General features: G+C 72.3%; 20 protein-coding genes. 9 read left to right on the plus strand and 11 right to left on the minus strand.

Annotation, left to right across the window (positions count from 1 at the left end):
* Positions 1-45 precede the first annotated feature (45 nt).
* From MDN94_RS34110 to MDN94_RS34120, 3 genes are all read right to left on the minus strand, one after another.
* The gene (locus MDN94_RS34110) at positions 46-3,486 is read right to left on the minus strand and encodes a phosphodiester glycosidase family protein (protein ID WP_482729849.1); all 3,441 of its coding nucleotides are present in this window, start codon (positions 3,484-3,486) and stop codon (positions 46-48) included.
* A 747-nt stretch (positions 3,487-4,233) separates the two neighbouring features.
* Complete coding sequence (locus MDN94_RS34115; RefSeq protein ID WP_482729684.1) at positions 4,234-4,869, minus strand: LAETG motif-containing sortase-dependent surface protein; 636 nt, start codon at positions 4,867-4,869, stop codon at positions 4,234-4,236.
* Between the two features lie 116 nt (positions 4,870-4,985).
* The gene (locus MDN94_RS34120) at positions 4,986-5,498 is read right to left on the minus strand and encodes a DUF6328 family protein (RefSeq protein ID WP_441266207.1); all 513 of its coding nucleotides are present in this window, start codon (positions 5,496-5,498) and stop codon (positions 4,986-4,988) included.
* 78 nt (positions 5,499-5,576) lie between these two features.
* On the opposite strand from MDN94_RS34120, the gene MDN94_RS34125 reads away from it, so the two are divergent.
* The gene (locus MDN94_RS34125) at positions 5,577-5,747 is read left to right on the plus strand and encodes a hydrophobic protein (RefSeq protein ID WP_159694679.1); all 171 of its coding nucleotides are present in this window, start codon (positions 5,577-5,579) and stop codon (positions 5,745-5,747) included.
* Positions 5,748-5,768: 21 nt separating this feature from the next.
* Here MDN94_RS34125 and ligD read toward each other — a convergent pair whose 3' ends face one another.
* The 4 genes from ligD to MDN94_RS34145 all read right to left on the minus strand — a co-directional run bounded on the left by ligD (position 5,769) and on the right by MDN94_RS34145 (position 10,330).
* Positions 5,769-6,689 carry a non-homologous end-joining DNA ligase gene (gene ligD, locus MDN94_RS34130; RefSeq protein ID WP_482729685.1) on the minus strand — a complete coding sequence of 307 codons (921 nt, stop codon included), beginning with the start codon at positions 6,687-6,689 and terminating at the stop codon, positions 5,769-5,771.
* Entirely contained in the window at positions 6,686-8,533 is a 1,848-nt protein-coding gene (locus MDN94_RS34135; protein ID WP_482729686.1) for a transketolase, read from the minus strand. The genes ligD and MDN94_RS34135 overlap by 4 nt, the downstream gene beginning before the upstream one ends.
* 1 nt (position 8,534) lies before the next feature.
* On the minus strand, positions 8,535-9,860 hold the full coding sequence (locus MDN94_RS34140) for an NAD(P)/FAD-dependent oxidoreductase (protein ID WP_482729687.1): 1,326 nt from the start codon (positions 9,858-9,860) through the stop codon (positions 8,535-8,537).
* A 242-nt stretch (positions 9,861-10,102) separates the two neighbouring features.
* Entirely contained in the window at positions 10,103-10,330 is a 228-nt protein-coding gene (locus tag MDN94_RS34145) for a DUF6458 family protein (RefSeq protein ID WP_482729688.1), read from the minus strand.
* A gap of 225 nt (positions 10,331-10,555) precedes the next feature.
* Here MDN94_RS34145 and MDN94_RS34150 point away from each other — a divergent pair, with 225 nt between their 5' ends.
* The 5 genes from MDN94_RS34150 (at position 10,556) to MDN94_RS34170 (ending at position 16,900) form a co-directional block, all read left to right on the plus strand.
* Positions 10,556-12,439 carry a methylmalonyl-CoA mutase family protein gene (locus MDN94_RS34150; protein ID WP_482729689.1) on the plus strand — a complete coding sequence of 628 codons (1,884 nt, stop codon included), beginning with the start codon at positions 10,556-10,558 and terminating at the stop codon, positions 12,437-12,439.
* Positions 12,439-14,649 carry a methylmalonyl-CoA mutase gene (gene scpA / locus MDN94_RS34155; RefSeq protein WP_482729690.1) on the plus strand — a complete coding sequence of 737 codons (2,211 nt, stop codon included), beginning with the start codon at positions 12,439-12,441 and terminating at the stop codon, positions 14,647-14,649. Before MDN94_RS34150 ends, scpA begins: the two co-directional genes overlap by 1 nt.
* A 9-nt stretch (positions 14,650-14,658) precedes the next feature.
* Positions 14,659-15,660, plus strand: coding sequence for a methylmalonyl Co-A mutase-associated GTPase MeaB (meaB, locus tag MDN94_RS34160; protein ID WP_482729691.1), 1,002 nt, complete (start codon positions 14,659-14,661; stop codon positions 15,658-15,660).
* 251 nt (positions 15,661-15,911) lie between these two features.
* A complete protein-coding gene (locus tag MDN94_RS34165) occupies positions 15,912-16,340 on the plus strand; it encodes a CBS domain-containing protein (RefSeq protein WP_482729692.1) in 429 nt (142 codons plus the stop codon).
* A 2-nt stretch (positions 16,341-16,342) separates the two neighbouring features.
* Entirely contained in the window at positions 16,343-16,900 is a 558-nt protein-coding gene (locus MDN94_RS34170) for a type 1 glutamine amidotransferase domain-containing protein (RefSeq protein WP_482729693.1), read from the plus strand.
* A gap of 137 nt (positions 16,901-17,037) precedes the next feature.
* Here MDN94_RS34170 and MDN94_RS34175 read toward each other — a convergent pair whose 3' ends face one another.
* Positions 17,038-17,283, minus strand: a complete 246-nt coding sequence (locus tag MDN94_RS34175) for a DUF6158 family protein (protein WP_482729694.1) — start codon at positions 17,281-17,283, stop codon at positions 17,038-17,040.
* A 100-nt stretch (positions 17,284-17,383) separates the two neighbouring features.
* Here MDN94_RS34175 and MDN94_RS34180 point away from each other — a divergent pair, with 100 nt between their 5' ends.
* On the plus strand, positions 17,384-18,508 hold the full coding sequence (locus MDN94_RS34180; RefSeq protein ID WP_482729695.1) for a baeRF2 domain-containing protein: 1,125 nt from the start codon (positions 17,384-17,386) through the stop codon (positions 18,506-18,508).
* On the plus strand, positions 18,505-19,182 hold the full coding sequence (locus MDN94_RS34185) for an endonuclease (RefSeq protein ID WP_482729696.1): 678 nt from the start codon (positions 18,505-18,507) through the stop codon (positions 19,180-19,182). Before MDN94_RS34180 ends, MDN94_RS34185 begins: the two co-directional genes overlap by 4 nt.
* A 193-nt stretch (positions 19,183-19,375) precedes the next feature.
* Here the strand turns inward: MDN94_RS34185 and MDN94_RS34190 are convergent, their stop codons facing one another.
* A complete protein-coding gene (locus MDN94_RS34190; RefSeq protein WP_189472948.1) occupies positions 19,376-19,699 on the minus strand; it encodes a plasmid stabilization protein in 324 nt (107 codons plus the stop codon).
* A gap of 278 nt (positions 19,700-19,977) precedes the next feature.
* Here MDN94_RS34190 and MDN94_RS34195 point away from each other — a divergent pair, with 278 nt between their 5' ends.
* Positions 19,978-22,284: a SpoIIE family protein phosphatase gene (locus MDN94_RS34195; RefSeq protein WP_482729697.1), complete on the plus strand. Its 2,307-nt coding sequence runs from the start codon at positions 19,978-19,980 to the stop codon at positions 22,282-22,284.
* Positions 22,285-22,326: 42 nt separating this feature from the next.
* Here MDN94_RS34195 and MDN94_RS34200 read toward each other — a convergent pair whose 3' ends face one another.
* Together MDN94_RS34200 and MDN94_RS34205 are read right to left on the minus strand one after the other, a co-directional pair.
* Positions 22,327-24,711 carry a hybrid sensor histidine kinase/response regulator gene (locus MDN94_RS34200; RefSeq protein WP_482729698.1) on the minus strand — a complete coding sequence of 795 codons (2,385 nt, stop codon included), beginning with the start codon at positions 24,709-24,711 and terminating at the stop codon, positions 22,327-22,329.
* Positions 24,712-24,854: 143 nt separating this feature from the next.
* Complete coding sequence (locus tag MDN94_RS34205; RefSeq protein ID WP_482729699.1) at positions 24,855-25,277, minus strand: ATP-binding protein; 423 nt, start codon at positions 25,275-25,277, stop codon at positions 24,855-24,857.
* Between the last annotated feature and the right edge of the window lie 79 nt (positions 25,278-25,356).

The raw sequence follows: 25,356 nt of genomic DNA on the forward strand, positions 1-25,356 counted from the left end.
GACGGGAAGGGGACGGGGTGGGAAAGGACCCCGCCCCCTTCCGCGTCACGCCGCCCTGTCCCGCGGCGTCACCACGCTCCTGCGTACCTCGGTGGTCGCGCCGTTCACCGTCACCGCCAGCGTGAACTCCCCGGAACGCAGCGCCGTGAGGCGGCCCGTCGCCGGGTCGAAGGCGGCCACATGGCGGCCCCGCGCGCCGTCCGCCGGGCCGATGTGGACGTTGGGCGAGCCGGACCAGTCCGCGCTGACGGGGAACGCCACGGGAACGCGGCGTGTGCCCTGGACGACCGTCGCCTTCGCGTCCCCGCTCTCGCCGGGCCGCAGCGCGGCCGGCGCCTCCAGTTCGAGTACGTCCACGTGCGTGCGGGTCTGGACGGAGAGCCAGTCGGGCCGGGCCGCCCACGGCGCCCGGCGCGCAGCCGCCTGCTCGGCGCGGGAGACGCCGTCGACGCCGACGAGCGACCAGCCCGTGAAGCCTCCCGCGTCCGCCGGACCGGCCGGCGCCTTGCCGGAGTTGCCGTTGACGAGGTACGGCACGCCGTCGACGTGCGCGGCGTGGAAGACGCCGACATGGCTGCCGATCAGCGCCGCGCCCTTGCCGGTCGTACGGCGGAAGTCCGCCAGCCAGTTCTCGATCAGCGCGGCCTCCTTGCGGTCGCCGAGCCGGCTGGCCTGCTGGCCGGTCGGGTCTCGCGGCGGGACGTGCTCGACGACCATCACGGACCCGATGCCCGCGTCGGCCGCCGCCGCGTCGAGCTGGGCGCGGAGCTCCTTGATCTGGGCGAGTCCGCCTCCGCGCAGCGTCAGGCTGGAGGTGTCCAGGGTGACGAAGCGGGTGCCCCGGTGGTCGAACGTGCGCTGCGCGGGCCCGAACTCGGCGACGAAGTTGTCGATCTTCCCGCCCATCACCTCATGGTTGCCGGGCACGTAGTACCAAGGCAGGTCGTCCCCCAGTTCCTCGTCGAGGACACGGCGGGCGAACGCCAGGTCGGCCGGTGAGCCCTCGTCGACGAGGTCGCCGTTGACGACGAGGAAGTCCGGCCGTGCCGCCTTGATCTCCCGGAGGGTCCGCCGGGCCTGGGCGACGATCGGGCTGTCCGGGGCGCGGGCGACGAACTGGGCGTCGGACATGACGGCGAACTGCCAGTCGCGCCCTTCCGTGACGGTCGCGGGATCGATCAGGGGGTCGACGACGGGAGGCACGCGGGGCAGGTCGACCGCGGGGGGCACCTGCACGTCGAGTCCGTCGATGACGATCCCGCCGGTGTACTGCCGGTTCGCTGCGGTCTCCGCCAGGTAGAACCGGTGCACCGCCAGCGGCATCGCCGCGCCCTGCGGCACGTCGAACTTCACCTGCCGCCAACCGCTCCAGGTGACGTAGGGCCCGCGCAGCAGCTGATCGGACCCTGCGGCGTCCTTCAGGTGGAGGGTGGGCCAGGCGCCGTTGCCGTCGCCCTTGATCCAGAGGGTGAAGGACCTCGGCTGTCCGGCGACCGGGATACGCTGCGGCGGATTGGCGTAGGCGGCCCTCGTCGCCGTCGACCGGGTGAAGTCGTAGGCGATGTGGAGGCCGGTGCCGTCGTGTCCGTCCGGTGTCGCCGCGACGGAGCCGCTCGCCCGGGCCTGGCTGAACGTCCACGAGCCGGCGTCGTCGAAGCCGGTGACAGCCTGCTCGGCGAGGCCGACGCTCACGGCGAGCGTGGTGCTCACGCCCCCGGCGGTCGCGGTGATGCGCCCGGCGGTGCCGCCTCCGGTCCGCGCGGTGACGGTGAAGGAGCCGCGTCCGTCGTCGCGGACCTCGAACAGGGCGTGGTCGTAGTCGAGTCGTACGTCGGCGGGCTCGATCGGCGCGCTGTTGCCCTGGGCGTCGAGGCCGAGGACACCGAAGGTGCCGGCCGTACCGGCGTCATCGAGGGAGACCCGTCGCGTGGTCGGTTCGATGCGGGCCAGGTCGTCGAGCACCGTGATCCGGATGCCGCCCTCGGCGCCGGCGCGTTCGGCGCGTACGTCGGTCGTGCCGCTGCGCCGTGCCCGGAAGACGCCGTCCTGGTCGACCCGGCCGACGGAGGGCCGCAGGGCGCGCCAGTGCGGGGTGCCCGCTGCCGGTCCGTACGTCTCGTCGTAGCCCGCGGCGGTGAGCCTGCGGGTGAGCCCGGGGAACACCCGCTCCGGGTGGCCGCCGCGCACCGGGTCGGCGGTGGGGGCCATGGACGCCGGTACGGCGGTCTCGACCCAGTAGCCATGCAGTGTGCCGCTGCCGTCGGGGGCGGTGAGGGCGAGACCGTTGGGGACCTCGCGCTCGCTGCCGTCGGAGGGGCTGTTCTCCACTTGGAGGGCGTCGCTGCCCGGTTCGCGGGCGACCAGGGTGGACGAGCCGCCGCCGTCCAGGTTCAGCGCGCTGTGCGCGCCTGCCTTCTTCATCATCAGGCCGAGCTCGGTGAGGGTGACGCCGCCGCTGTCTGCCTGCCGGCCGTCGACGGTAATGATCTGCATGGCCCGCCCGTCCTTCGAGAAGCCGACGGCGGTGCGGGGCGCGGCGGTGTTGTTGCCGGCGCCGTCGTGGTTCTGGGCGACGCCGTCGACGACGAGGAGTTCCCGGCCGCCGACCGCGGTGCGCGGCACGGGGCCGTTGTCGGTACGGGGCCGGTACTCCACCTTCGCCGCGTCGCCCGGCCGCAGGGCCGCGAGGACGCCGGCCCCGGCCTCGCGGCCGACGAGGACCGTGGTGCCCGCGGGCACGCTGCCGGTGCCGGGCCGGTCGCGCAGCTCCATGACCTTGCCGTCGCGTACGACGGCTTCCGCGACGGGCGTCGCCGTGTCGGTGGTGAGGGCGCGGTCGGCCTCGCCCCATGCCGAGGTGTACGCCCCGATCCCGCCCACCGGCACGTTGGCGGCGTTGTACGCGCCGAGCGGATGGGTTCCGCCGGGGACGGTGAGGGTGCCCTCGAAGTACATCTGCAGCACCCGGCCCGCGCCTTTCGGGCCTATGCCGACGGCCCGGTGGGCTCCCGGTGCGGGCGAGTGGGTGATCTCGCCGTCCTTGACACCGGGTCCCTGCGGTGCGCCGGTCTGGTTGATGTCGAAGAAGTCGCCGTTGATGGCGGCGACGGTGCGGCGGCCTTCGCCGGCGTCGTGCCGGGCGGCGAGTTCGGAGACACTGCCGCGGTCGGCGACCTTCCCCGACGACAGGTAGTCGGCCTGGATGCCGCTGCCCAGGTCGACGGAGAGCGCGTCGACGCGGAGCCACTTGTCGGCCTCGAGGCGGTCGTACGAGGTGAGGCGCACGCCGGGTGCGACCGGCCGGGACGCGTGGGCGGTCTGGATGCCGTCGGGGTCGGCGACGGATGTCCGGCTGCCGCCCGGGGCGCTGGCCGGCGGCGGTGCGACGGGCCTCAGCATTTCGGCGGACTGCCGCGGCGGGGGCGGTGGATCAGCGACGGCGGGGGCGGCGGCCCCTGCCACGAGTGCGGACAGCGTCGCGGCCAGCACGACGGTGTGTCTAGCTCTGCCAAGGCCCACAAGTACTCCTGGAGGATGGCTGGTTGAGCGTGCAGTAAGCGCTGTCGGCGGACAGCATCGCCGGGCCGGGAGGATCGCGCCAGAGGTCGGGATGAAGGACAGGAGAACACAAGGGACGCACAAAGATCTTCCCGTGACGGGGCATCAGCACTCCGGTTCAACACGACGGTGCCGGTCGACTGCGACGAGCCGGGCGACGTCCGTGCCGCTGAGTGTTCGCCGTGAGGGACGCGCGCCGCCGCCCTGCCGCCTGCGCTGTTCCGGAGCGGTTGGGGCCATGGCGTCCGAACGCCCGGCCGGCGCCGGTGAGTCGGCGGACCCAGAAGCGGCAGCCGACGCGCGGCACCCTCGGCGGGACCCGTAGGACGCGGCGTCATGGTCGGTGCCCGGACGGCCGGTTCGACACCTCCGGCTCGGCGACAAAGGCGGCCCGGTGCGGGAGGTGCGTTGATCTCGCGGCCGATCACCCCCGGCACGAGCACCGACCGTCAGGGAGAACGCCCAGAAGGCGCACTCTTCGTACGCCGCCGCTCCTCGGCCGGACCCTGAGCGGCCGGACCGGGCTCAGCCGGGCGCGGTCCCCGCCGCGCGGCGACGGGTGACCGGCCGCGACGGCGGCGGGATGCGCCGGGGCCGCGTGGGCGGCGGCACGGCGGCGTGGTCCGGGACGGCGAAAGGCGGGCGGACCGTCACGGCCCGCCCGCCTGCGTCATGTCAGTGCTGGGCGCTACGGCGCTTGCGCGCGGCCCACATGATGCCGCCGCCGGCGAGGATCACCGCGGCAGCCGCTCCGGCGATGACCGGGGTGGCGCTGGAGCCACCGGTCTCGGCCAGACCGCCGCCCGGCGTCCCGGAACTCGGCGGCGTCGCGGGGCTGGTCGCGGGGGCGCTGGTGGCCGGCGCGCTGGTGCTGGGCGTCTCGCTGGGGGTGGGCGAGGTCTCGCTCGGCGTCGGCGAGGGAGGCGTCGTCGACGGCGTCGGGCTCGGGGTCTCGTCGCAGACCGGCGCGGTCTTGGACTCGTCGCGCGAGAACTGGTCGCCGTCGCCGGCCACGACGATCAGACGGACGGTGAGTTCCTTGTCGTGCTCGGGAAGGTCGAGCTTGTCGTGGAATTCCTTCTTGAAGGTCTTCGTCGGCAGCAGTTCCTTGCCGTCCACCGTGATGGTGACGGTGTTCTCCTCGGTGGGGCTGTACGCGGTCAGGTCGACGCTGACCTCGTCACAGGTCACCGACCACACCGGCGTGTGTGCGATCGCCGGTGCGGCGGAAAGGCCGACGCCGAGCGCGCCGGCCGAAGCGACGGCTATGAGCGCTCCCGTACGCCGCCACGTTCTTCTGGTCTCAATCACTGATTCCTCCACGATTACCGCGCCAATGCGTCTGGCGGTGCGCGCACAGTACCGCTGACGCCTCATGGCACCACAACCGCCCCATCCCCTTGTGGGACAGGGCGGCTGAAATCGCGTCAGTCGAGTCCGCGGCGCGTCGCGCGGGTCCACGCGGGCAGAACGAACCAGCACACCACGAACCACACCACCATGGCGACGACGAGCCACAGCGCGATCGTGTCGTCGAGCACGACGCGGAGGATGAGAAGGAGGGCGGCCGCCATCGTGCACAGGAGCAGCACGAGGCCGAGCACGGTCAGGCGGGAGGCCCAGGAGACCGTCTGCGGCTTGAGCCGGCGGCCGGTGAGCATCCGGTGGAACGCCACAGGACCGATGAGCACCCCGGTGGTCGCGGCGCCCAGTACGACGGTCACGGAGTAGATCGTCTGGTCGGTCTGCGACAGATCGACGAAGCGTGGCTGAAACGCGACCGTCAGCAGGAAACCGAAGAGGATCTGCACGCCGGTCTGCGCGACCCGCAATTCCTGGAGCAGGTCGGCCCACCTGCGGTCGGCCCTTTCTTCCTCTGTCTCGTCGCGGCCGCGTACTTCATTTCCCTTTCCATTGCCATTGCCCCTTTTCCGGTCCATTACGCTCAGACTCCATTCGCATCGGACAGTGTGTGCGGCGGGAAAATGCGGGCACCCGCCGTAATGGAGGTGCAGACAATGGTTCCTATCCTGCTTGTTCTCCTTCTCGCCGTCGTTCTCTTCGGCGCCGGATTCGCGCTGGAGGTCCTGTGGTGGATCGCCCTCGCCGTCCTGGTCATCTGGCTGCTGGGATTCCTGATGCGCAGCACGACGGCGGGTGGCGGGCGGTCACGCTGGTACAGGTGGTAGACGAGTGACGAAAGGCCGCTCCTATCGAAGGGCGGCAAGCCGGCGGCCGGCCGGGCCCAGTGCCCGCCGGCCGCCGAGCGCGTCGCCCCACGGGTCGGTGCTTGCCTGTTCGAGCGCGTCCGCGACCGTCCACCGCCTGGGGGCCGTCCGCGGATCGTCCAGTTGGTCCCGGCTGATCGGCACGGCGACCGGCGCCCCGGCCTTGGCACGCACGGAGTAGGGCGTCACCGCCGTCTGCGCATAGCCGTTGCGCTGCACGTCCAGATAGAGCCGGTCGCCGCGGGCCTGTTTGCGCACCGCGGTGGTCAAGCGGTCGGGGTCACGTCGCGCGAGGGTCTCCGCGACCTCTTGGGCGAAGGCCCGCGCCCCGTCGAAGTCTGCGTCGCCGGACAGGGGCACGATCACATGGAGCCCGCGGGAGCCGGTGGTCATCAGGACCCAGTTGAGGCGCAGATCATCGAGGAGCTCACCGAGTTGCCGCGCCGCGCGCCGCACCGTCCCGAAGTCGTCGGCCGTGTCGCCCGAGGGGTCCAGGTCGAACACCAGCCGGTCCGGCCGCTCGAGCCGGCCGGCCCGTGACTGCCAGCGGTGGAAGGTGATGCACGCCTGGTCGACCAGGTGCATCAAGGTGGCAGTGTTGTCGCACACGGTGTGGACCACGGTGCCGCCCTCCTTGCCGACCTCCACCCTGCGCACCCAGTCCGGGTAGCTCTCCGGGGTGTTCTTCTGTACGAAGCGGGGCCCGCCGATGCCGTCGGGGTGCCGTTCCAGCATCAGTGGCCGTCCGCGCAGATGCGGCAGCATGTGCGGTGCGATCGCCCGGTAGTACTCGGCGAGACCGGCCTTGGTGATGCCGTCGTCGGGGAAGAGCACCTTGTCCGGCCGCTGGATCTCGACGGTCCGCCCGCCGGCCCGCACGGGGTGGGTCCGCTCCTTCGTCACGGGCGCACCATGGCTTCCGCGACGAGCAGGCGCACGGCCGCGCTGATGGACTCGGCGTCGATGCCGGAGGTGTGCAGTTGTTCCGCGGGCTCGGCGGACGCCGGGATGTTGCGCACCCCGAGCCGTATCAACCGCGGCATCGGCCGTCCGTCGGAGAACGCTTCGGCCACCGCGTCGCCGAGGCCGCCCTCCGTGCGGTGGTCCTCCACGGTGAGCAGACAGCCGGTGTCGTCGGCGGCGCTCTGCAGGGTGCCCGCGTCGACCGGCTTGACCGAGTACAGGTCGATGACGCGTACCGGTATGCCTTCCCGTTCGAGGACGGTGGCGGCGGCAAGCGCCTCGTGCACGGTCACTCCCGCGGCGATGACGCACACGCGGTCCCGGTGCGAGGCGCGCAGCACCTTGGAGCCGCCGACGGGGAAGTCCTCCTCGGGGCCGTAGATCACGGGCATGTCGGAGCGGCTGGTGCGCAGGTAGCTCACGTTCGGCAGGTCGGCCATGGCCGCGACGAGCCGTGCGGTCTGGTTGGCGTCGCACGGGTAGAGAACGGTGCTGCCGGGCACCGAGCGGAACATCGCGAGGTCCTCGAGTCCCATCTGTGACGGCCCGTCCTGGCCGATGGCGACGCCGGCGTGGGATCCGACGAGGTTGACGGAGGCGCGGCTGACGGCGGCCATGCGTATGAAGTCGTGGGCGCGGGTCAGGAAGGCCGCGAACGTGGCGGCGTAGGGGACGTAGCCGCGTGTGGACATGCCGACGGCGGCGGCCACGAGCTGCTGTTCCGCGATGTAGCACTGGAAGTGGCGGCCGGGATGCGCCTCGGCGAAGTACTGGGTGCGCGTGGAGTCGCCGACCTCGCCGTCGAGCGCGACGACGTCCGTGCGTGCGGAGCCGAGGGCGGCCAGGGCCTGCCCGTAGGCGGTGCGGGTGGCGGCCTTGCCGCCGGTGTCGTACGTGGGGAGGGTGAGACCTTCGGTGTGCCGCTCGTGCAGGACCCGGGCCGCCGGCGGCTGCTGGACCTCGATCCTGGCGGTGCGCACGCCGCCCAGTTCGGCGATCGCCTCCGACGCGTCGGCCAGGGGCTTGCCGTGCTTGCCCTCCTGGTCCGCCACGGCGGCCACGCCGTGGCCCTTCTCGGTGCGGGCGATGACGGCGGTGGGGCGGCCGACCGTGCCGGCGGCCTCGGACAGGGCTTCGTCGACGGCCCTGACGTCGTGCCCGTCGATCTCGACGGTGTGCCAGCCGAAGGCCTGTAGCCGGCGGGCGTACGCGTCGAGGTCCCAACCGAAGCGGGTGGGGCCGCGCTGGCCGAGCCGGTTCACGTCGAGGATCAGCGTCAGGTTGTCCAGCCGTTCGAACGAGGCGTGTTCCACGGCCTCCCAGACGGAGCCCTCCGCCATCTCGCTGTCGCCGGACAGCACCCACACGCGGTACGGGATCTGGTCCAGCCGCTTGCCGGCGAGGGCCATGCCGACCCCGACGGGCAGTCCTTGGCCGAGCGAGCCGGTGGCCACGTCGACCCAGGGCAGCCGCGGAGTGGGGTGCCCTTCGAGGCGGCTGCCGTGTTTGCGGAAGGTGAGGAGTTCCTCGTCGTCGATGGCCCCGGCCGCCACGTACATCGCGTAGAGCAGCGGTGACGCGTGGCCCTTGGAGAGCACGAGCCTGTCGTTGCCCGGGTGTTCGGGCCGGCCGAAGTCGTACCGCAGATGGTGGGCCAGCAGCACGGCGCCGAGGTCGGCCGCGGACATGGAAGAGGTGGGGTGCCCGGAGCCCGCGGCATCGGCGGCGCGCACCGCGTCCACCCGCAACTGCTGGGCCAGCTCCGTGAGTTGTCCGTCCTGCATCTCACTGCTCCTTGGAAGGGGCGCCGCCGACGCGCGCCAGTTCGGGCGAAGCGGTGTCCAGCGGGACCGACCAGGAACGCACCAGCCCCAGCTGCACCGCCTGCCTTGGCAGTACGGCGTCGAGCGCCCAGTCGGCGGCGACGCGCACCCGGTTGCCGGGCATCGCGGCGAGGTGGTAGCCGCGGGTGACCGCGCCCGCGAGGGGCCCGGACAGGGCCACGCCGAGCGGGTTCGCGGCGGCCTTGACGCCTCCGAGGTCGACGGCGAAGCCGAGGTCGTGGTGGGAGTAGGCGCGGGGGGTGCCGCGGCCGAGTGAGGCGGCGACGTTGTGGCCGGCCGTCCTGCCCTGACGGGAGGCGTGCTGGGCCGTCATCGGCGTGTACTCGCCCGGCCTGGTCACGTCGGGGACCGCGGCGGCGTCGCCGCACGCGAAGACTTCGGGGTGGCCGGGCACAGTGAGCCTGGAGTCGACGACCAGCCGTCCGCGCTCGACGGGGAGCCCGACCTCGGAGACGAGCGGGTCGGGCCGCACACCCACGCACCAGACGAGGGTGCGGGTGGCGATGTCGTCGCCGTCGTCGAGCAGCGCCCCGGTCGCCGTGGCCTCCTTGACGGAGGTCTTGGTGCGGACCTCGACGCCCCGCTCGCGCAGCACCCGGCCGGCGGTGTCGGAGAGCCTGCGGTCCAACTCGGGAAGGATCCGTTCCGCGATGTCGACCAGGATCCAGCGCGGCGGGGGCTCCCGGTGGCCGGTGCGCAGCCGTTCCGCCAGCGCCCGGGTGAACAGGGCGCCCTGGGCGGCGACTTCGGTGCCGGTGTAGCCGGCACCGACGACGACGAACGTGCGGCGGGCCGTGCGCTCCGCCTCGGCCTCCGCGGTGGCGGCGAGCTCCATCTGCCGGGTGACGTGGTCACGCAGGTAGAGGGCTTCGGGCAGTCCGCGGAAGCCGTGTGCGTGTTCGGCGACGCCGGGAACGGGGAGCAGCTTGTTGACGCTGCCGACGGCGAGGACGAGCCGGTCGTAGCCGAGCCGGCCCGTCCCTCCCTCGGCGTCTTCGTAGTGGACGTACCGCCCGTCGAGGTCGACCCCGGTGGCCCGGCCGAGGACCAGGCGGACCCGCGGCAGCGAACCGGGCAGGGACACGGTGACCCTGCGGGGTTCGAGGATGCCGGCCGCCACCTGCGGCAGGAGCGGCAGGTAGAGGAAGTAGTCGGTCGGGTTGAGCAGGACCACCTCCGCGTCGTCGCGGAGGGTCCGGCTGAGGGTGCGGGCCGCGTGGAAACCGGCGAACCCGGCTCCCACGACGACGACACGGGAACGGCTCACGATCGGCTCCGTTATGAACGTGAACGGTTAAGGGACTTGCGCATCGAGCGCGCTCCGGGTGCCCCCGGCGCCGCCGGTCAAACCCTGACCGCCCCGTTGACGCCCCGGGCCGGGCCCGGGCGTTTCCCGTGCGGCGGTCCTCCGTGCCTGCGCCGGTCCGGCTTCGTACGTGCGGGGTCCACGCCCGTCCGCATTCGTACGTCCCAGGGTTCGCCCTGTCGTCGTACGTGCGAGCCCCGTCCTCATTCGTACGTGCGGGGGTTCGGCCTGTCCTCGACGACCGGCGTCGAGGGCGGCACGACCACACGCCGGCGCCGGGCGATGCTGGTGAAGGTCGCGACTCCGATGATGCCGACGGCCATGAGGATCAGCCCGATCACGTCGAGGTTCGCGCCTTCCACCTCCCAGTCGGTGGCGAACGTGAGAATCGCTCCGGCGGCGATCAGGATGATGCATCCGCCAAGACCCATGTGACTCACCTGTTTCTGTCAGTTCTGCGGTCCGTTCTGGTCCCTGTCATCCGGTCCGTTGCGGGTACCCGCCTGAGGTAGCGCCATGCATGGGGACCGGGCGGCCCCCCTCTGACGGCAGGCGGATAGGGCACCGGGCGCAATGGATCAAGAGCGCCCCGGAGAGGGCAAGGTCACAGCCGCCGGACCTGCTGTGACTGTGGGTACTGACCTAACATCCGGGGCATGACGGTCCTCCCCGATGACGGGTTCTCACTGGCCGCCGAGTTTCCGGATGCGACCCACGAGCAGTGGCAGCGCCTGGTCGAAGGCGTACTGCGCAAGGCAGGCAAGGACGCGGCGGGCGCGGCGGCAGAGGACGCACTGTCCACGGCGCTGGAGGACGGGATCACCACCCGTCCTCTCTACACGTCCGCCGGCGGTGCCGACTCGGCCGGTTTCCCCGGTTTCGCCCCCTTCACCCGCGGCGCCACTCCGGAGGGCGGTTCGGTCGCGGGCTGGGACGTACGCCAGCGTCACGAACGGCCGGACCCGGCCCGGACCAACGAGGCGATCCTCGCCGACCTGGAGAACGGCGCGGCCTCCGTGTGGCTGGCCGTCGGCGAGGCGGGCGTACCCGTCGACGGCCTGGCCACGGCCCTGGAGGGCGTCCACCTGGACCTGGCTCCCGTGGTTCTGGACGCGGGCGGCGACTTCGAGGCCGCGGCACGCGAACTCCTCCGCCTGTACGGGAAGCGGGCGACGGCCCCGGAGTCGGCACTCGGCAGTCTGGGCGCGGACCCGCTGGGCCACGCCGCACGCACCGGCCACCACGCGGACATCGAGGAGCGGACCGCCGTCGCCGCCGAGCTCGCCGTGCTCTCCAGCACCACGTATCCCAATCTGCGCGCGGTGAGCGTCGACGCCCTTCCGTACCACGAGGCCGGCGCCAGTGCCGCCCAGGAGCTGGGCTGCTCGCTGGCCACCGGTGTCTCCTGGCTGCGTGACCTGACCGCCGCCGGGCTGGACGCCGAAGCGGCCTGCGGGCAGCTGGAGTTCCGGTACGCGGCCACCGCGGACCAGTTCCTGACGATCGCCAAACTGCGGGCGGCCCGCCGGCTGTGGGCCCGCGTCGCCGAGGTGTGCGGAGTGACCGGCGGCGCCGCCGCCCAGCGCCAGCACGCCGTGACCTCCGCGGTGATGATGACGCGGCGGGACCCGTGGGTGAACATGCTGCGCACGACGGTCGCCTCGCTGGCGGCCGGCGCGGGCGGCGCCGACGCGGTGACCGTGCTCCCCTTCGACCACGCGCTGGGCCTGCCGGACGCGTTCGCCCGCCGCATCGCGCGCAACACGTCCTCGATCCTGCTGGAGGAGTCGCACCTCGGCCGGGTCGTCGACCCGGCAGGCGGCTCCTGGTACGTGGAGCGGCTCACGGACGAGCTCGCCCGGGCGGCCTGGGCGTGGTTCCAGGAGATCGAACGCGCCGGCGGCCAGGCCGCCGCGCTGCGCGGCGGACTCGTCGCCGAGCGCCTCGGCGCGACGTGGGAGAGCCGGCGCAGGAGGCTCGACACCCGCCGTGAACCGGTGACCGGCGTCAGCGAGTTCCCGCTGCTCGGTGAGCCGGCGGTCGAACGCGACCCGGCTCCGCGGCGGCCGTCGGGTGGCTTGCCGGTGGTCCGCCGCGACGAGGCGTTCGAGGAGCTGCGGGCCCGTTCCGACGCGCATCTGGCGGCGACAGGCACCCGTCCCAGGGTGTTCGTCGCGGCGCTCGGCCCGGCGTCCGCGCACACCGCGCGGGCGGGTTTCGCGGCCAACCTCTTCCAGGCCGGCGGCATCGAAACGGTGCACGACCCGGTGAGTGTCGACGCGTCCTCGGCCGCGGCGGCCTTCAACGCGAGCGGCGCGCAGGTGGCGTGCATCTGCTCCAGCGACGCGCTCTACGCGGAGCAGGCGGCGGGGGTGGCTGCGGCCCTGAAGGCGGCCGGTGCTCTGCGGGTGTTCCTCGCCGGGCGGCCCGGCGAACAGCGTGAGACGTACGAGAGGGCCGGGATCGACGAGTTCGTCGTCGCGGGCGGCGACGCGGTCGCCGTGCTGACCGGAACCCTCGACCGGATCGGAGTGGCGTGATGGGCATCCCGGACTTCACGGGTATCGAGCTGGGGCCCGCCACCGCGGGCACGGCCGACGAGAAGCAGTGGCGCGCGGCGCTCGAGGCCGCAACCGGCAAGGAGGCCGGTGAGCTGGTGTGGGAGACGCCGGAAGGCATTCCGGTGAAACCGCTGTACACGGACGCGGACCTGGCCGGCGTCGACTTCCTCGGTACGTATCCGGGTGTGGCGCCGTATCTGCGCGGCCCGTATCCGACGATGTACGTCAACCAGCCCTGGACGATCCGGCAGTACGCCGGGTTCTCCACGGCCGAGGAGTCGAACGCCTTCTACCGGCGCAATCTCGCGGCGGGCCAGAAGGGTCTGTCCGTCGCGTTCGACCTGCCGACGCACCGCGGGTACGACAGCGACCACCCGCGGGTCACCGGCGACGTCGGCATGGCCGGTGTGGCGATCGACTCGATCTACGACATGCGGCAGCTGTTCGACGGCATTCCGCTGGACCGCATGAGCGTGTCGATGACGATGAACGGCGCGGTGCTGCCCGTCCTCGCGCTGTACATCGTGGCGGCGGAGGAGCAGGGCGTACCGGCACAGAAGCTCGCGGGGACCATCCAGAACGACATCCTCAAGGAGTTCATGGTCCGCAACACCTACATCTATCCGCCCGGTCCGTCGATGCGGATCATCTCGGACATCTTCGCGTACACGGCGCAGAAGATGCCGCGATACAACTCCATCTCCATCTCGGGCTACCACATCCAGGAGGCCGGGGCCACGGCCGACCTGGAGCTCGCGTACACGCTCGCCGACGGCATGGAGTACCTGCGTGCCGGGATCGGGGCGGGCATGGACGTGGACGCGTTCGCACCGCGGCTGTCGTTCTTCTGGGCGATCGGCATGAACTTCTTCATGGAGGTCGCGAAGTTGCGGGCGGCACGGCTGCTGTGGGCGAAGCTGGTGAAGGGTTTCGACCCGCAGAACCCGAAGTCGCTGTCGCTGCGCACCCATTCGCAGACCTCCGGCTGGTCGCTGACGGCCCAGGACGTCTTCAACAACGTCACCCGCACCTGTGTCGAGGCGATGGCCGCGACGCAGGGGCACACCCAGTCGCTGCACACCAACGCCCTCGACGAGGCGCTGGCCCTGCCGACCGACTTCTCCGCGCGCATCGCCCGCAACACCCAGCTGCTGCTCCAGCAGGAGTCGGGCACCTGCCGGGTCATCGACCCGTGGGGCGGCAGCGCGTACGTCGAGAAGCTGACGCACGACCTGGCCCGGCGCGCCTGGCGGCACATCGAGGAGGTCGAGGCCGCGGGCGGCATGGCGAAGGCCATCGACGCCGGCATCCCCAAGCTCCGCATCGAGGAGGCCGCGGCGCGCACCCAGGCACGTATCGACTCCGGACGCCAGCCGGTGATCGGGGTGAACAAGTACCGGGTGGAGTCCGACGAGCAGATCGACGTGCTGAAGGTCGACAACTCACAGGTGCGGGCCCAGCAGATCGAGAAGCTGCGGCGGCTGCGCGCCGAGCGTGACGAGGCCGCCTGCCAGGACGCGTTGCGGGCCCTTACCGCGGCCGCGTCGGCCGGCCACGTCAAGGGCGGCGGCCTCGAGGGCAATCTGCTGGCGCTGGCGGTGGACGCGGCCCGTGCGATGGCGACCGTCGGGGAGATCTCCGACGCCTTGGAGAAGGTGTACGGCAGGCACTCCGGCCAGATCCGTACGATCTCGGGTGTGTACAGGAACGAGGCAGGCATGTCGCCCGCGGTGGACGCGACCCGTGCCCTGGTAGGCGAGTTCGAGCAGGCGGAGGGCCGGCGGCCGCGCATCCTGGTCGCGAAGATGGGCCAGGACGGGCACGACCGCGGCCAGAAGGTGATCGCGACCGCGTTCGCCGACCTGGGCTTCGACGTGGACGTCGGCCCGCTGTTCCAGACGCCGGCCGAGGTCGCCCGGCAGGCGGTGGAGGCGGACGTCCACATCGTCGGCGTCTCGTCCCTGGCGGCCGGGCACCTGACGCTGGTGCCGGCGCTGCGCGAGGAGCTGGCGGCGGAGGGCCGCGACGACATCATGATCGTCGTCGGCGGTGTGATCCCGCCGCAGGACGTCCCCGCGCTGCACGAGGCCGGCGCCGCGGCAGTGTTCCCGCCGGGGACGGTGATCCCGGACGCGGCGCGGGACCTGGTGCGGACCCTGGCCGGTTCGCTCGGCCACGCGTTGTCGTAGGGCCTGCCCATGCCACCGAAGATCGACATCGACGCCTGTGTGAAGGGCGTGCGGGACGGCTCTCGGGCGTACATCGCCCGCGCCGTCACGCTGGTGGAGTCGACCCGCCCCGACCACCGGGCGCTCGCGCAACGGCTGCTGACCGAGCTGCTGCCGCTCGCGGGGGCGGCCAGGCGAGTGGGTATCAGCGGGGTGCCCGGCGTCGGTAAGTCCACGTTCATCGACGCGCTCGGCTCGATGCTCACGGGGCTCGGACACCGCGTCGCGGTGCTCGCCGTCGACCCGTCGTCCACCCGCACGGGCGGCTCGATCCTGGGCGACAAGACCCGGATGGAACGCCTGGCGGTGGACCCGGCCGCGTTCGTACGCCCCTCCCCCAGCTCGGGGACGCTGGGCGGGGTGGCAAAGGCGACCCGGGAGACGATGGTCGTGATGGAGGCCGCGGGCTACGACGTCGTACTGGTGGAGACGGTGGGCGTCGGACAGTCGGAGACCGCCGTGGCGGACATGGTCGACTCATTCCTGCTGCTCAGTCTCGCCCGCACCGGTGACCAGTTGCAGGGCATCAAGAAGGGCGTCCTGGAACTGGCCGACGTGATCGCCGTCAACAAGGCCGACGGTCCGCACGAGCGCGACGCCCGCTCCGCGGCACGCGAACTCGCCGGGGCCCTGCGCCTGATGAACCCCGCCGACGCCGCGTGGACACCGCCCGTGCTGTCGTGCAGCGCCCGGGAGGGCACCGGGCTGGAAGCTGTGTGGGAGCGTCTGGAGCAGCACCGTAAGGTCCTGGGCTCGACCGGCGCTCTCGACGCCAAGCGCCGCGAGCAGCAGATCGGCTGGACGTGGGCGATGGTCCACGACACCTTGCTGGAGCGGCTGCACAGGCACCCGGGAGTGCGGGAGCTGACGGCCGGTCTCGAGGAGCAGGTCCGCGACGGGCGGCTGACCGCCACGCTCGCCGCGGAGCGCATCCTCGAAGCCTTCGCACAGCCGGAGCCGCGGCAGCCGTAGCAGCGGCAGGCCTCGGGCGCATGGCGGGGCCGGGTGCGCGGTTCCGCCGATCCGCGCACCCGGCCCGTTCTCCCATCCCATGGCCGCTCGGCCGATCTTCGGGTCCCCGCCCTCCGCGGGTCCAAACCTGACCGTCGGAAAACACCGCGCCTGCCCGGTCCCTTCCTGTGTCGGTGCCGGTGGAGTGGGGTACCCGGCCCCGGCAGCCGCCCCGAACGGGCTGGTGAGGGACGAGTGGAAGGCGAACAGCGATGGCACAGCTCGTAAGAGAAGTCATGACGGCCGGGGTGGCGGCGGTGCGGCCGGACGCCTCACTCGTCGAGGCGGCGCGACTGATGCGGGACCTGGACATCGGCGACGTGCTGGTCGCCGACGGCGACGAGGTGGTCGGGATGCTCACCGACCGGGACATCACCCTCCGTTCGGTCGCCGAGGGCGCGGATCCGGCAGGCGTCAGTGCCTCCTCCGCGTGCACCCCCGACCCGGTGTGCGTGGCCCCCGACGATTCGGTGGGCTCCGCGGTACGGCTGATGCGCACCCACGCGGTGCGTCGGCTGCCGGTCGTGGAGGACGGCCGCCCGCTCGGCGTAGTGAGCCTCGGAGACCTCGCCGCCGCCCAGGACCCGCACTCCGCGCTGGCGGAGATCAGCGTCGCGGAGAGCAACAACGAAAGGAGCTGATCATGCTGGTCGCGTTTCTGACGGCCCCTGAAGGAGTGGAACAGGTCGAACTCACGCAGCCGTGGCAGGCCGTGTCGGACGCCGGCGACAAACCGCAGCTGGTGTCGACGCGTTCCGGCCGGGTGCAGGCGTTCAACCACCTCGACAAGGCGGACACCTTCCCCGTCGACCAGGTGGTCGCGGACGCGTCGGTCGACGAGTTCGGCGCGCTGGTGCTGCCCGGTGGTGTGGCCAATCCCGACGCGCTGCGTCTGGACGCCGACGCCGTGGCTTTCGTCAAGGCGTTCTTCGAGGCGGGAAAGCCCGTCGCGGCGATCTGCCACGCGCCGTGGACGCTGATCGAGGCGGACGTGGTCCGCGGCCGCAGTCTCACCTCGTGGCCCAGTCTGCGTACCGACATCCGCAACGCGGGCGGCGAGTGGGTGGACGAGCAGGTGCGCGTCTGCGAGGCGGCCCCGGGCACGCTGATCACCAGCCGCAAACCGGGCGACCTCGAGGCGTTCTGCGACGCGTTCACCACCGAGTTCGCGAAGGCTTCCGGCGTCGGCGCGAGCAGCTGAGCCGCCGGACACCACGTGTGGACGCGCCCGGCGCGTTCACACGCTCGAGGCTGCCCGGGTCCGGGCAAGCGGGACACGGAGCAGGCCCCCGTGCGCCGGGGCCTGCTCCGTGTCCCGGACGTCCGTCCCGCGGACAATCACTGCGTCCTTTCCCGGGCCCCCGCACGGGTACGGCCCGCGGCCACCGGCCGGTCGGGGTGCCGCCGCAGATACTCGGCCTCCAGATCCGCCATCCGCACATTGTGCGCTTCCAGGGCGGCGGCCGAACCGTAGAGGAGTGTGTCGTGGCGGCTGCGGTGGATGGTCTCGAGTTCCCGCAGCAGGTCCTGTTCGCTGAGGTCCGCCGGGTCGACGCCCCTGTGCCCGTGCTCGCTCTCGTTCACGGCAACCGTCCCTTCCGAGTCGTGCTGGTCGTGGCGTGTGTGGGTTGACCTTGCGGGTACCCGCTGGTGACGCGATACCCGGCCTCCGAGGGAGGAAGTCATGCAGCTGTCGTTTCTCACCCCTCTCTACGAGCGTCCAGGTCCATGGGCCAGCGTTCATCTCGACACCGGATGGGAGAACGAGTCGACCACGAGGCGGCGTGAGCTGCAGGCCCGCGACGTGTGCGACTCCCTCGGACGGCAGGGGGCCGACGAGGCGACCTGGCGCGCCGTCTACGACGCCCTGATGTCACGGCCGGGGCCGACGCACGGGCCGGGGCGCGCCGTGTTCGCGACCGCGGGTGAGGTAATCCTCGATCCGCCGCTCGCCACGCCACCGTCCGTATCGGCGGACGTACGGTGGTCCGCCCTGCCGCACGTGTCGCCGCTCCTCGACCTCGGTGCCCGGGAACCGGTGTGCCTGGTCGCGTACATCGACCGGCTGGGCGCGGACCTGGAGGTGCGTACCCCCGTCGCCGCCCACCCCGCCGGCCAGGCCGAGGGCTGGGACTGGCCGGTGCACCGGACGGGCCGCGACGACTGGTCGGAGTGGCACTTCCAGCGGAGCGTCGAGAACACCTGGGAGCACAATGCCGGCGAGATAGCGGCCGCGATCGCCGCACGCGAGCAGGAGGTCAAGGCGGACCTGATCGTGCTCGCCGGCGGGGCGCGTGAGCGCAGGGCGGTCCACGACAAGCTGCCCCCGCGGCTGCGGCCGATCGCCGTGGAGACCGAGCACGGCGGCCGGGCGGAGGGCGCGGCCACCCGGTTGCTCGACAAGGACATCGAGAGCGCACTGCACGAGCTCGCCCTGCGCACCGCCGAGAAGGAGCTCGACCGGTTCCGCGCCGCCCACGACTCGGTCGCGCAGACCGTCCCCGACCTGGTGGAGGCCGCCCGGGAGCACCGGATCGCCGAGCTGTTCGTGAGGCCGGACGGTGCCGACACCCAGCGCGAGGTCTGGGTCGGCAACGAGCCCGACCAGCTGGCCGTACGCCGCACGGAGACGCAGTACTTGGGCGAGACCCGGCCCTCCGCGGCCCGCGCCGACGACGCGCTGCTGCGCTCGGCCGTGGTGACCGGCGCCGAGGTGCAGAGCGTCCCCGCCGACGGCTCCCACGACGTGCCGGTGGGCGGACTGGGCGCACTGCTGCGCTGGCCGTACGAGGAGGGCGAACGGCGATGAGCACGCGAGGGAGCGGCGGCAAGGACAAGCAGCAGCGCGCCGTGCTGCACACGCTCCTCGAGGACCACGGGCGCACGTACGCGGAGGAGGCCGGCATCAGGCTTCGGGACACGCCGCAGCCGCTGTACCGCTTGCTGGTCCTCGCCCATCTGCTGAGTGCGCGTATCCGGGCCTCCGTGGCGGTCGCGGCGGCCCGTGAGCTGAGCGACGCCGGCATGCGCACCCCCGAAGCGATGAAGAAGGCGTCGTGGCAGGAACGCGTCGACGCCCTCGGCCGCGGTGGCTACCGCCGTTACGACGAGCGCACGGCGACACAGCTGGGCGACGGGGCAGAGCTGCTGATCGAGCGGTACGGCGGCGATCTGCGGCGGATGCGGACGCAGGCCGGCGGGGACGTCGACGAACTGCGGCACCTCCTGCGGGAGGTTCCCGGCATCGGTCCGGCGGGCGCGGACATCTTCCTGCGGGAGGTGCAGGCGGTGTGGCCGGAGGCAGGGCCGCTGCTGGACGAGAAGGCTCTGCAGGGCGCCCGCCGGCTCGGGGTCGCCGACGACCCGGCGACGCTGCTGAAGCTGGCGGACGACGCCGACGCGGCGCACCTCGCGGCAGGGCTGGTACGGGCCGCGCTCGACAAGGAACTCGCCGGTTCAGTGAAAGAACACGCGGCCGCCTGAATGGCGCCGGGCCCCCGGGCCGACGGCAAGGGTCACGGGCGCCGGGCCCCCGGGCCGACGGTAAGGGCGGGTCGTGAACGGCCGACCGGGGCGGGCCGGCCGGATCGCGGTGAACCGGCGTAGCGGGCGGGCCCGTACATGCGGATGCCGGACGCCGCGGCCTCCTGTAGCGTCCGGCATCCCCGCCGGCCGGTCACTTGCCCAGTGACCGCTTGAGTTCGTCCTTGTTCATGGATGAGCGACCGTGCACGTTGCGGCGCTGCGCCTCCGCGTACAGCTGGTCGTACGTGGGGCCTTCCGAGCCGCTCTGCGAGCGCTTGCCGCCGCGCCGGGAGGACGACATGTCCTGCGTGGAGGTCTTGCTCGCGCTCTTGGACTCGCCGGAACGGGCACGCTCCTTGTTGACCGTGCGCGCTGCCATCTCCTTGGCGCGCTTCTCGCTCGCTCCGCGTTCCTCGGCCCCCTCCTTGATGTGCTCGTACTGTCGTTCCCTCTTGGAACTCGAACCGCGTGGCATGACCACTCCTTAGCGACCGGATCTTGTGACCGGGGACGGGAAATCAACCCCTCCACCGTGCGCCGCGCCCGGATGGTGCCGCAATCGCCGCGACTTCGGGCGCGGCCGATCGGGTACTGCGTGTACCCCGCGCTCCGAGGGACATTCCGGCGGCCGGCCAGGCGTCTGGCAGAGCCCGCCGCGAGGGCGGCGGACGACTTCTGCCGGGCCCGACGGGCGCGCGTAAAATCCTGACGGGGCGCGTCCACCCGATGGTCTGGTCGCAGTGACTGCTCGAGATGGGAGTGGTCGTGGTCCTGCCTGCCGAAGGACCCGCGGGCGGCGGGCGCAGCGGCCGGGCGTCGTCGGTCCACCGCCTCGGCGAGGAGAACGCCGCACTCCGCGAGGAACTGTCCCGGCGCCATCTGACCGATCTGGCAAGCGGGATCCTCGCCGCCCAGTTGCGCATGGCGCCGTCGGAGGCCGCGGAGCATCTCGCCCACCTAGCCGAGTCCGCCTCACTGAGCCGTGAGGACATCGCCGCGGACATCGTGAACGGCGTGGCCGGCGGTATCACCGTCACCGCACCCCGTCCGACGGCCGCCGACCCCGGCGACGCGCAGGGCGAAGGCCTCCCGCCGCACGCCGAGGCGCGCCGCCTGCGCCAGGTGGTCACGACCGTCGAGGCCGCCGCCACCGTGTCCAAGGGCGCGGCCACGTTGCTGGAGAGCGGACTGCGGCCGCTCGGTGTGGAAGCGCTGTGGCTGTGGCGGCTGACCGGGTCCGGGTGCCTTCGGCTCGCGGGTCACGCGGGGGTGAGCGCTCTCGAGGCGTCGCAGTGGCAGTGGATCCCCCCGGCGGCTCCCGCACCGGTCCGCGCCGCCTTCGCGGACGGAGCGCCCGTGTGGCTGCCGACGGGTCCGCCGCCGGGAGAAACGCTGCCCGGCCCCTCGGACCGCGCGGCCCGAGCGCTGTTCCCGCTGCGGTCGCGGGGCAGGACCGTGGGACTGGCGCTCGCCGTCTGGCCCGCCGCCGCCGACCTGGAGGACTCCCTGCGCGGCGCGCTCACCGGCCTGGTAGCGGTCGCCGCGCGGGTGCTGACGGCCGAGGAGGCAAGGCCGTCCGAGCAGCCCGTACTGGACGACCTGCTGGACGCGCTGGTCCATCCGGCGGTGACCCTGAGACGTGACCCCAGGACCGGCTCCCTGCTCGTCGAGCACGTCAACGGTCCGGCCGGCGAGGCGCTGGGCGGCTCGCACCGGGCGGTGGGCCGGCCGGTGGAGGCCGCGTTCCCGCTGCTCCATGTCGATCTCGAGGCCATGTCCCGCCGGGCCGGGCACGCGAGCACCCCGCAGCGGGCCGCGCGGCTGCCCGCAGAACACAGGTCCGGTGCCGGCGCGCCGCTGGTGGATGTACGGGTGCTGCCGGCGGGCGACGACCGGACCGTCGTGCTGTGGCACACCCGGAGCGACCACCGCACGGCGGGCGGACGCGCCGTCGGGAGGCTGCAGGGCCTGGCGCTCTTCGAGGACGACCTCGGCTCGGGCCGGTCGACCTGGACGGAGCGGACGTACGCGATCTTCGGGATGCCCTTCGGATCGGCGCCGGTCCCGCTGATCGAGCTTGAACCGCGTGTGCACCCGGACGACGCCGGCGAGCTGCGCGAACTCCTCACCGATCTGGTCGAGCGGCGCAAGGGCGCCGCGGCCGTCGTCCGCGTCGTCCGCCGCGACGGCGGGCTGCGTCATGTCCGGATCGCCGCTGAGCCGTTGCTGGACGGGGTGGACCTGTGCGGGATCACCGGCGTCTACCAGGACATCTCGGCCGAGTACCACGCGGAGGTCGCGCTGACGGCGACGTTCGACCAGCTCACGGCCGTGCGGGCGCAGGCGACGCTGCGGCACCGGCTGGTGCTCCAGCTCCAGCAGGCGATCGTTCCGGAGATGCCGTCGCTCACGAAGCTGCCTGGGCTGAGCGTGGCGGCCCGCTACCGCCCCGCGGCGCAGGAGTACCGGGTCGGCGGGGACTGGTACGACATCCTGCCGCTGCCCGACGGGAAGGTGCTGATGGCGGTGGGTGACATCGCCGGCCACGGCATCGACTCGGCCACCGGCATGGTGGCCCTGCGCAACGCGCTGCGCGGCCTGGCCTTCACCGGCCACTCCCCCGCCCGACTGATGGCCTGGCTGAACGAGGTCACCCTGCACACCGCGGGGCATCCCACGGCCACGGCGCTCTGCGCGCTGTACGACCCGGGCGACAGGACGCTGCGCTGGGCGAGCGCCGGCCATCTGCCGATCCTGCTGCTGCGTCACGGCAGGGCGCGGCTGCTGGATCCCCCGCGGGACATCCTGCTCGGCGCCACCCTCGCGCCCGTCTACCGGGAGGCGACGACGCAGCTGCGCCGTGGCGACACACTGCTGCTCTTCACCGACGGGTTGATCGAGCGCCGCCACGACGGCCTCGACGAGGGCTTGGCGGCACTGCGCCGCACCGCCGAGAAGCTCACGGCCTGTGAGGTCGACGAGCAGGTGGACCGGCTGCTGCGGGACGCGACCGGCGACACGGACGACGACACCAGTCTGATCGCCGTACGCGTCGGCTGAGGTCGCCACCGCGGAACCCGAGGCAGTGGCGGTGAGGCCCTGTCAGCGGCCCTGTTCCAGCCGGAGCCGGATCTTCGCCATGAGCCGGTCGGTGTCGACCGGCTTGGACACGTAGTCGTCCGCTCCCGCCGCCGGCGCCTTTGCCCGGTCGCCCGCCATCGCCTTCGCCGTGACGACGATGATCGGCACGTCGGCGGCGTGCGGCAGTTTCCTGATCGCCTCCATCGCGGAGTAGCCGTCGGTCCCCGCCATCATCACGTCCATCACGACGAGCCCGATGTCGTGACGGGTCCGCACCAGCTCGATGCCGGCCCTGCCGTTGTCGGCCGTGATGACGTGCACGCCTTCGCGTTCGAGCAGTTCGGTGAGCGCGAAGACGTTGCGCGTGTCGTCGTCGACCACCAGGACCGTACGGTCCCTCACCGGCGCGACCGGCCCGGTGCCCCCGGCGCCGGGTTCGCCCTTCACCTCACCGGGCTCGACCCGGGTGGAGCCGCGACGGTGGACCGGCAGGTACAGGGTGAAGCAGCTGCCGCGTCCGAGGGTGCTCTGGGCCTCTATGGTGCCGCCCAGCAGCCGGGCGATCTCCCTGCTGATCGACAGGCCGAGCCCGGTGCCGCCGTAGTGGCGGGAGGCGGTGCCGTCGCCCTGCTGGAAGGCGCCGAACATGCTCTGCAGCCGGTCGGCGGGGATGCCGATGCCGGTGTCGACGACGCGGAAGGCGACGACGGGTCCGGAGTCCCGCAGCAAGGAGGGCACCTCCTCCTCGCCCGCGGCGGCGACCCGCAGTTCGACCCGCCCCTGGTCGGTGAACTTCAGCGCGTTCGACAGCAGGTTGCGCAGCACCTGGCGGAGCCGCGACTCGTCGGTGGTCAGCCACTGCGGCGCGTCCGGCTCCGTCACGGCCTCGAAGGTGAGCTCGCGCTCGGTCGCCACGGGCCGGAACGTGGCCTCGACGTGCTCCATGAGCCCGCTGAGGGGGAAGGGCGCGGGGTGGACGGGCATCTTTCCGGCCTCGACCTTGGACAGGTCGAGGATGTCGTTGATCAGCTGCAGCAGGTCGGAGCCCGCGGAGTGGATGACCTCGGCGTAGTCCACCTGCTTCTCGGTGAGATTGCCCTCGATGTTCTGGGCGAGCAACTGCGCCAGGATCAGCAGGCTGTTGAGCGGTGTGCGCAGCTCGTGGCTCATGTTGGCCAGGAACTCGGACTTGTACATCGAGGTCCGGGACAGCTGCTGTGCGCGGGCCTCCAGCTCCTGACGGGCCTGCTCGATCTCCAGGTTCTTGCGTTCGATGTCGCGGTTGCGGTCGGCGAGCAGCGCCGCCTTCTCCTTGAGTTCGGCGTTGGAGCGCTGCAACTCCTCCTGGCGGGCCTGGAGTTCGTTGGAGCGGTTGCTGAGCTCCGCGGTCAGCCGCTGGGACCTGTCGAGCAGCTCGTCGGTGCGGGTGTTGGCGATCAGCGAGCTGACGTTGACGCCGACCGACTCGATGAACCGGTCGAGGAAGTCGCGGTGGACGCCCGTCAGGGGCTGTACGGCGGCGAGTTCGACGACGCCCAGCAACTGGTCCTCGAGGACGACGGGCAGCACCACGAGGTGGCTCGGGTCCGTCCTGCCGGTGCCTGAGAAGACCGTCGCGTAGCCGGGCGGCAGGTCGTGCACCTCGATCGTGCGCCTGCTGCGGGCGGCCTGCCCGACCAGGGACTGGCCGAGCCGGATCCGGCGGCGGCATCCGGCGGGGCCGCCGGATGCCCCGTACGCGGCGATCATGACGAGTTCGGTCCCTTCCTCGCCCTCCTCGGCGAGGAAGAAGCCGCCGTACTGGGCGCGGACCAGGGGCGGCACCTCGTCCATGATCAGTTCGGCCACCCTGGTCAGGCTCCTGGTGCCCTGCATGAGGCCGGAGACCCGGGCGAGGTTGGTCTTGAGCCAGTCCTGTTCCTCGTTGGCGCGGATCGTCGCCCGCAGCGACTCCACCATGGCGTTGATGTTGTCCTTGAGGTCGCCGACCTCGCCGGGTGCCTCGACGGTGACGGAGCGGGTGAGGTCACCCTCGGCGACCGCTCTGGTGACCTCGGCGATGGCCCGCACCTGCCGGGTCAGGTTCCCGGCGAGTTCGTTGACTTTCTCCGTGAGCCGCTTCCAGGTGCCGGAGACGCCCTCGACCTCCGCCTGCCCGCCCAGCCGTCCTTCGCTGCCGACCTCACGGGCCACCCTCGTCACCTCGGAAGTGACGAGGGAGAGCTGGTCCACCATGCCGTTGTAGATGGCGGCGATCTCGCCGAGCAGGCCGGAGTCGTAGGGCAGGCGGACGGAGAGGTCACCGTCGCGCACGGCGGTGAGCCCCGCCAGCAGCTTGGTGAGGCCCTCCTCGCTCAGTTCCGCGCGGCCCCGTAGAGGCTCGGGCGTACTGCTGGACGCGTCCATCGCAGACCTCGGCTGTCGTGACGTGCTGCACCGTGGGCCCGTCACCGCGGAAGCAGCGTCGCCCACGGCCTCCTCCACTGTGGCACGCGGGCAGTGTCATGACACCCCGGCGGCCGGCGGCACGGCATGAGGGGGCGGAGGGGCTAATCGGGGACCGTGACAACGAACCAGACGGCCTTGCCCGTCCCCTGGGGCGCCCATCCCCACTCGTCGGAGAGGCGGTCGAGCAGATACAGACCGTGCCCGGAGGCACGGGCCGGATGGTGCGGGCCACGGGGCCGCGGCCCGGCCGTGCCCGTGTCGCTCACCTGTACCCGGATCCGGCCGGGGCCGCGGTCGAGCCTCAGCTCGTACGGAGCGCCACCGTGCGTACACGCGTTGGTAACCACCTCGGACACGAGCAGCAGTGCGTCCTGGGCCCGGACACGTCCGTCGGCGCCCGACATGCCGAACCAGTCGTCCAGGGCCTCGCGTGTCAGATCACGGCACCGTGCCACGACGCCCCGCCCACCGTTGAGGGGGAAGCGGCGGCTGGCGGAGATCTGCTGCTCAGACGCCCGTTCCATACGAATCGCGTGCCCTCGAACGATTGCTTCAAAGCACCTCAAAGGGGAATCATCAGTAGATAAAGAGCTCGCCCGACGG

The sequence above is a fragment of the Streptomyces sp. WAC00040 genome (genome assembly GCF_056835925.1).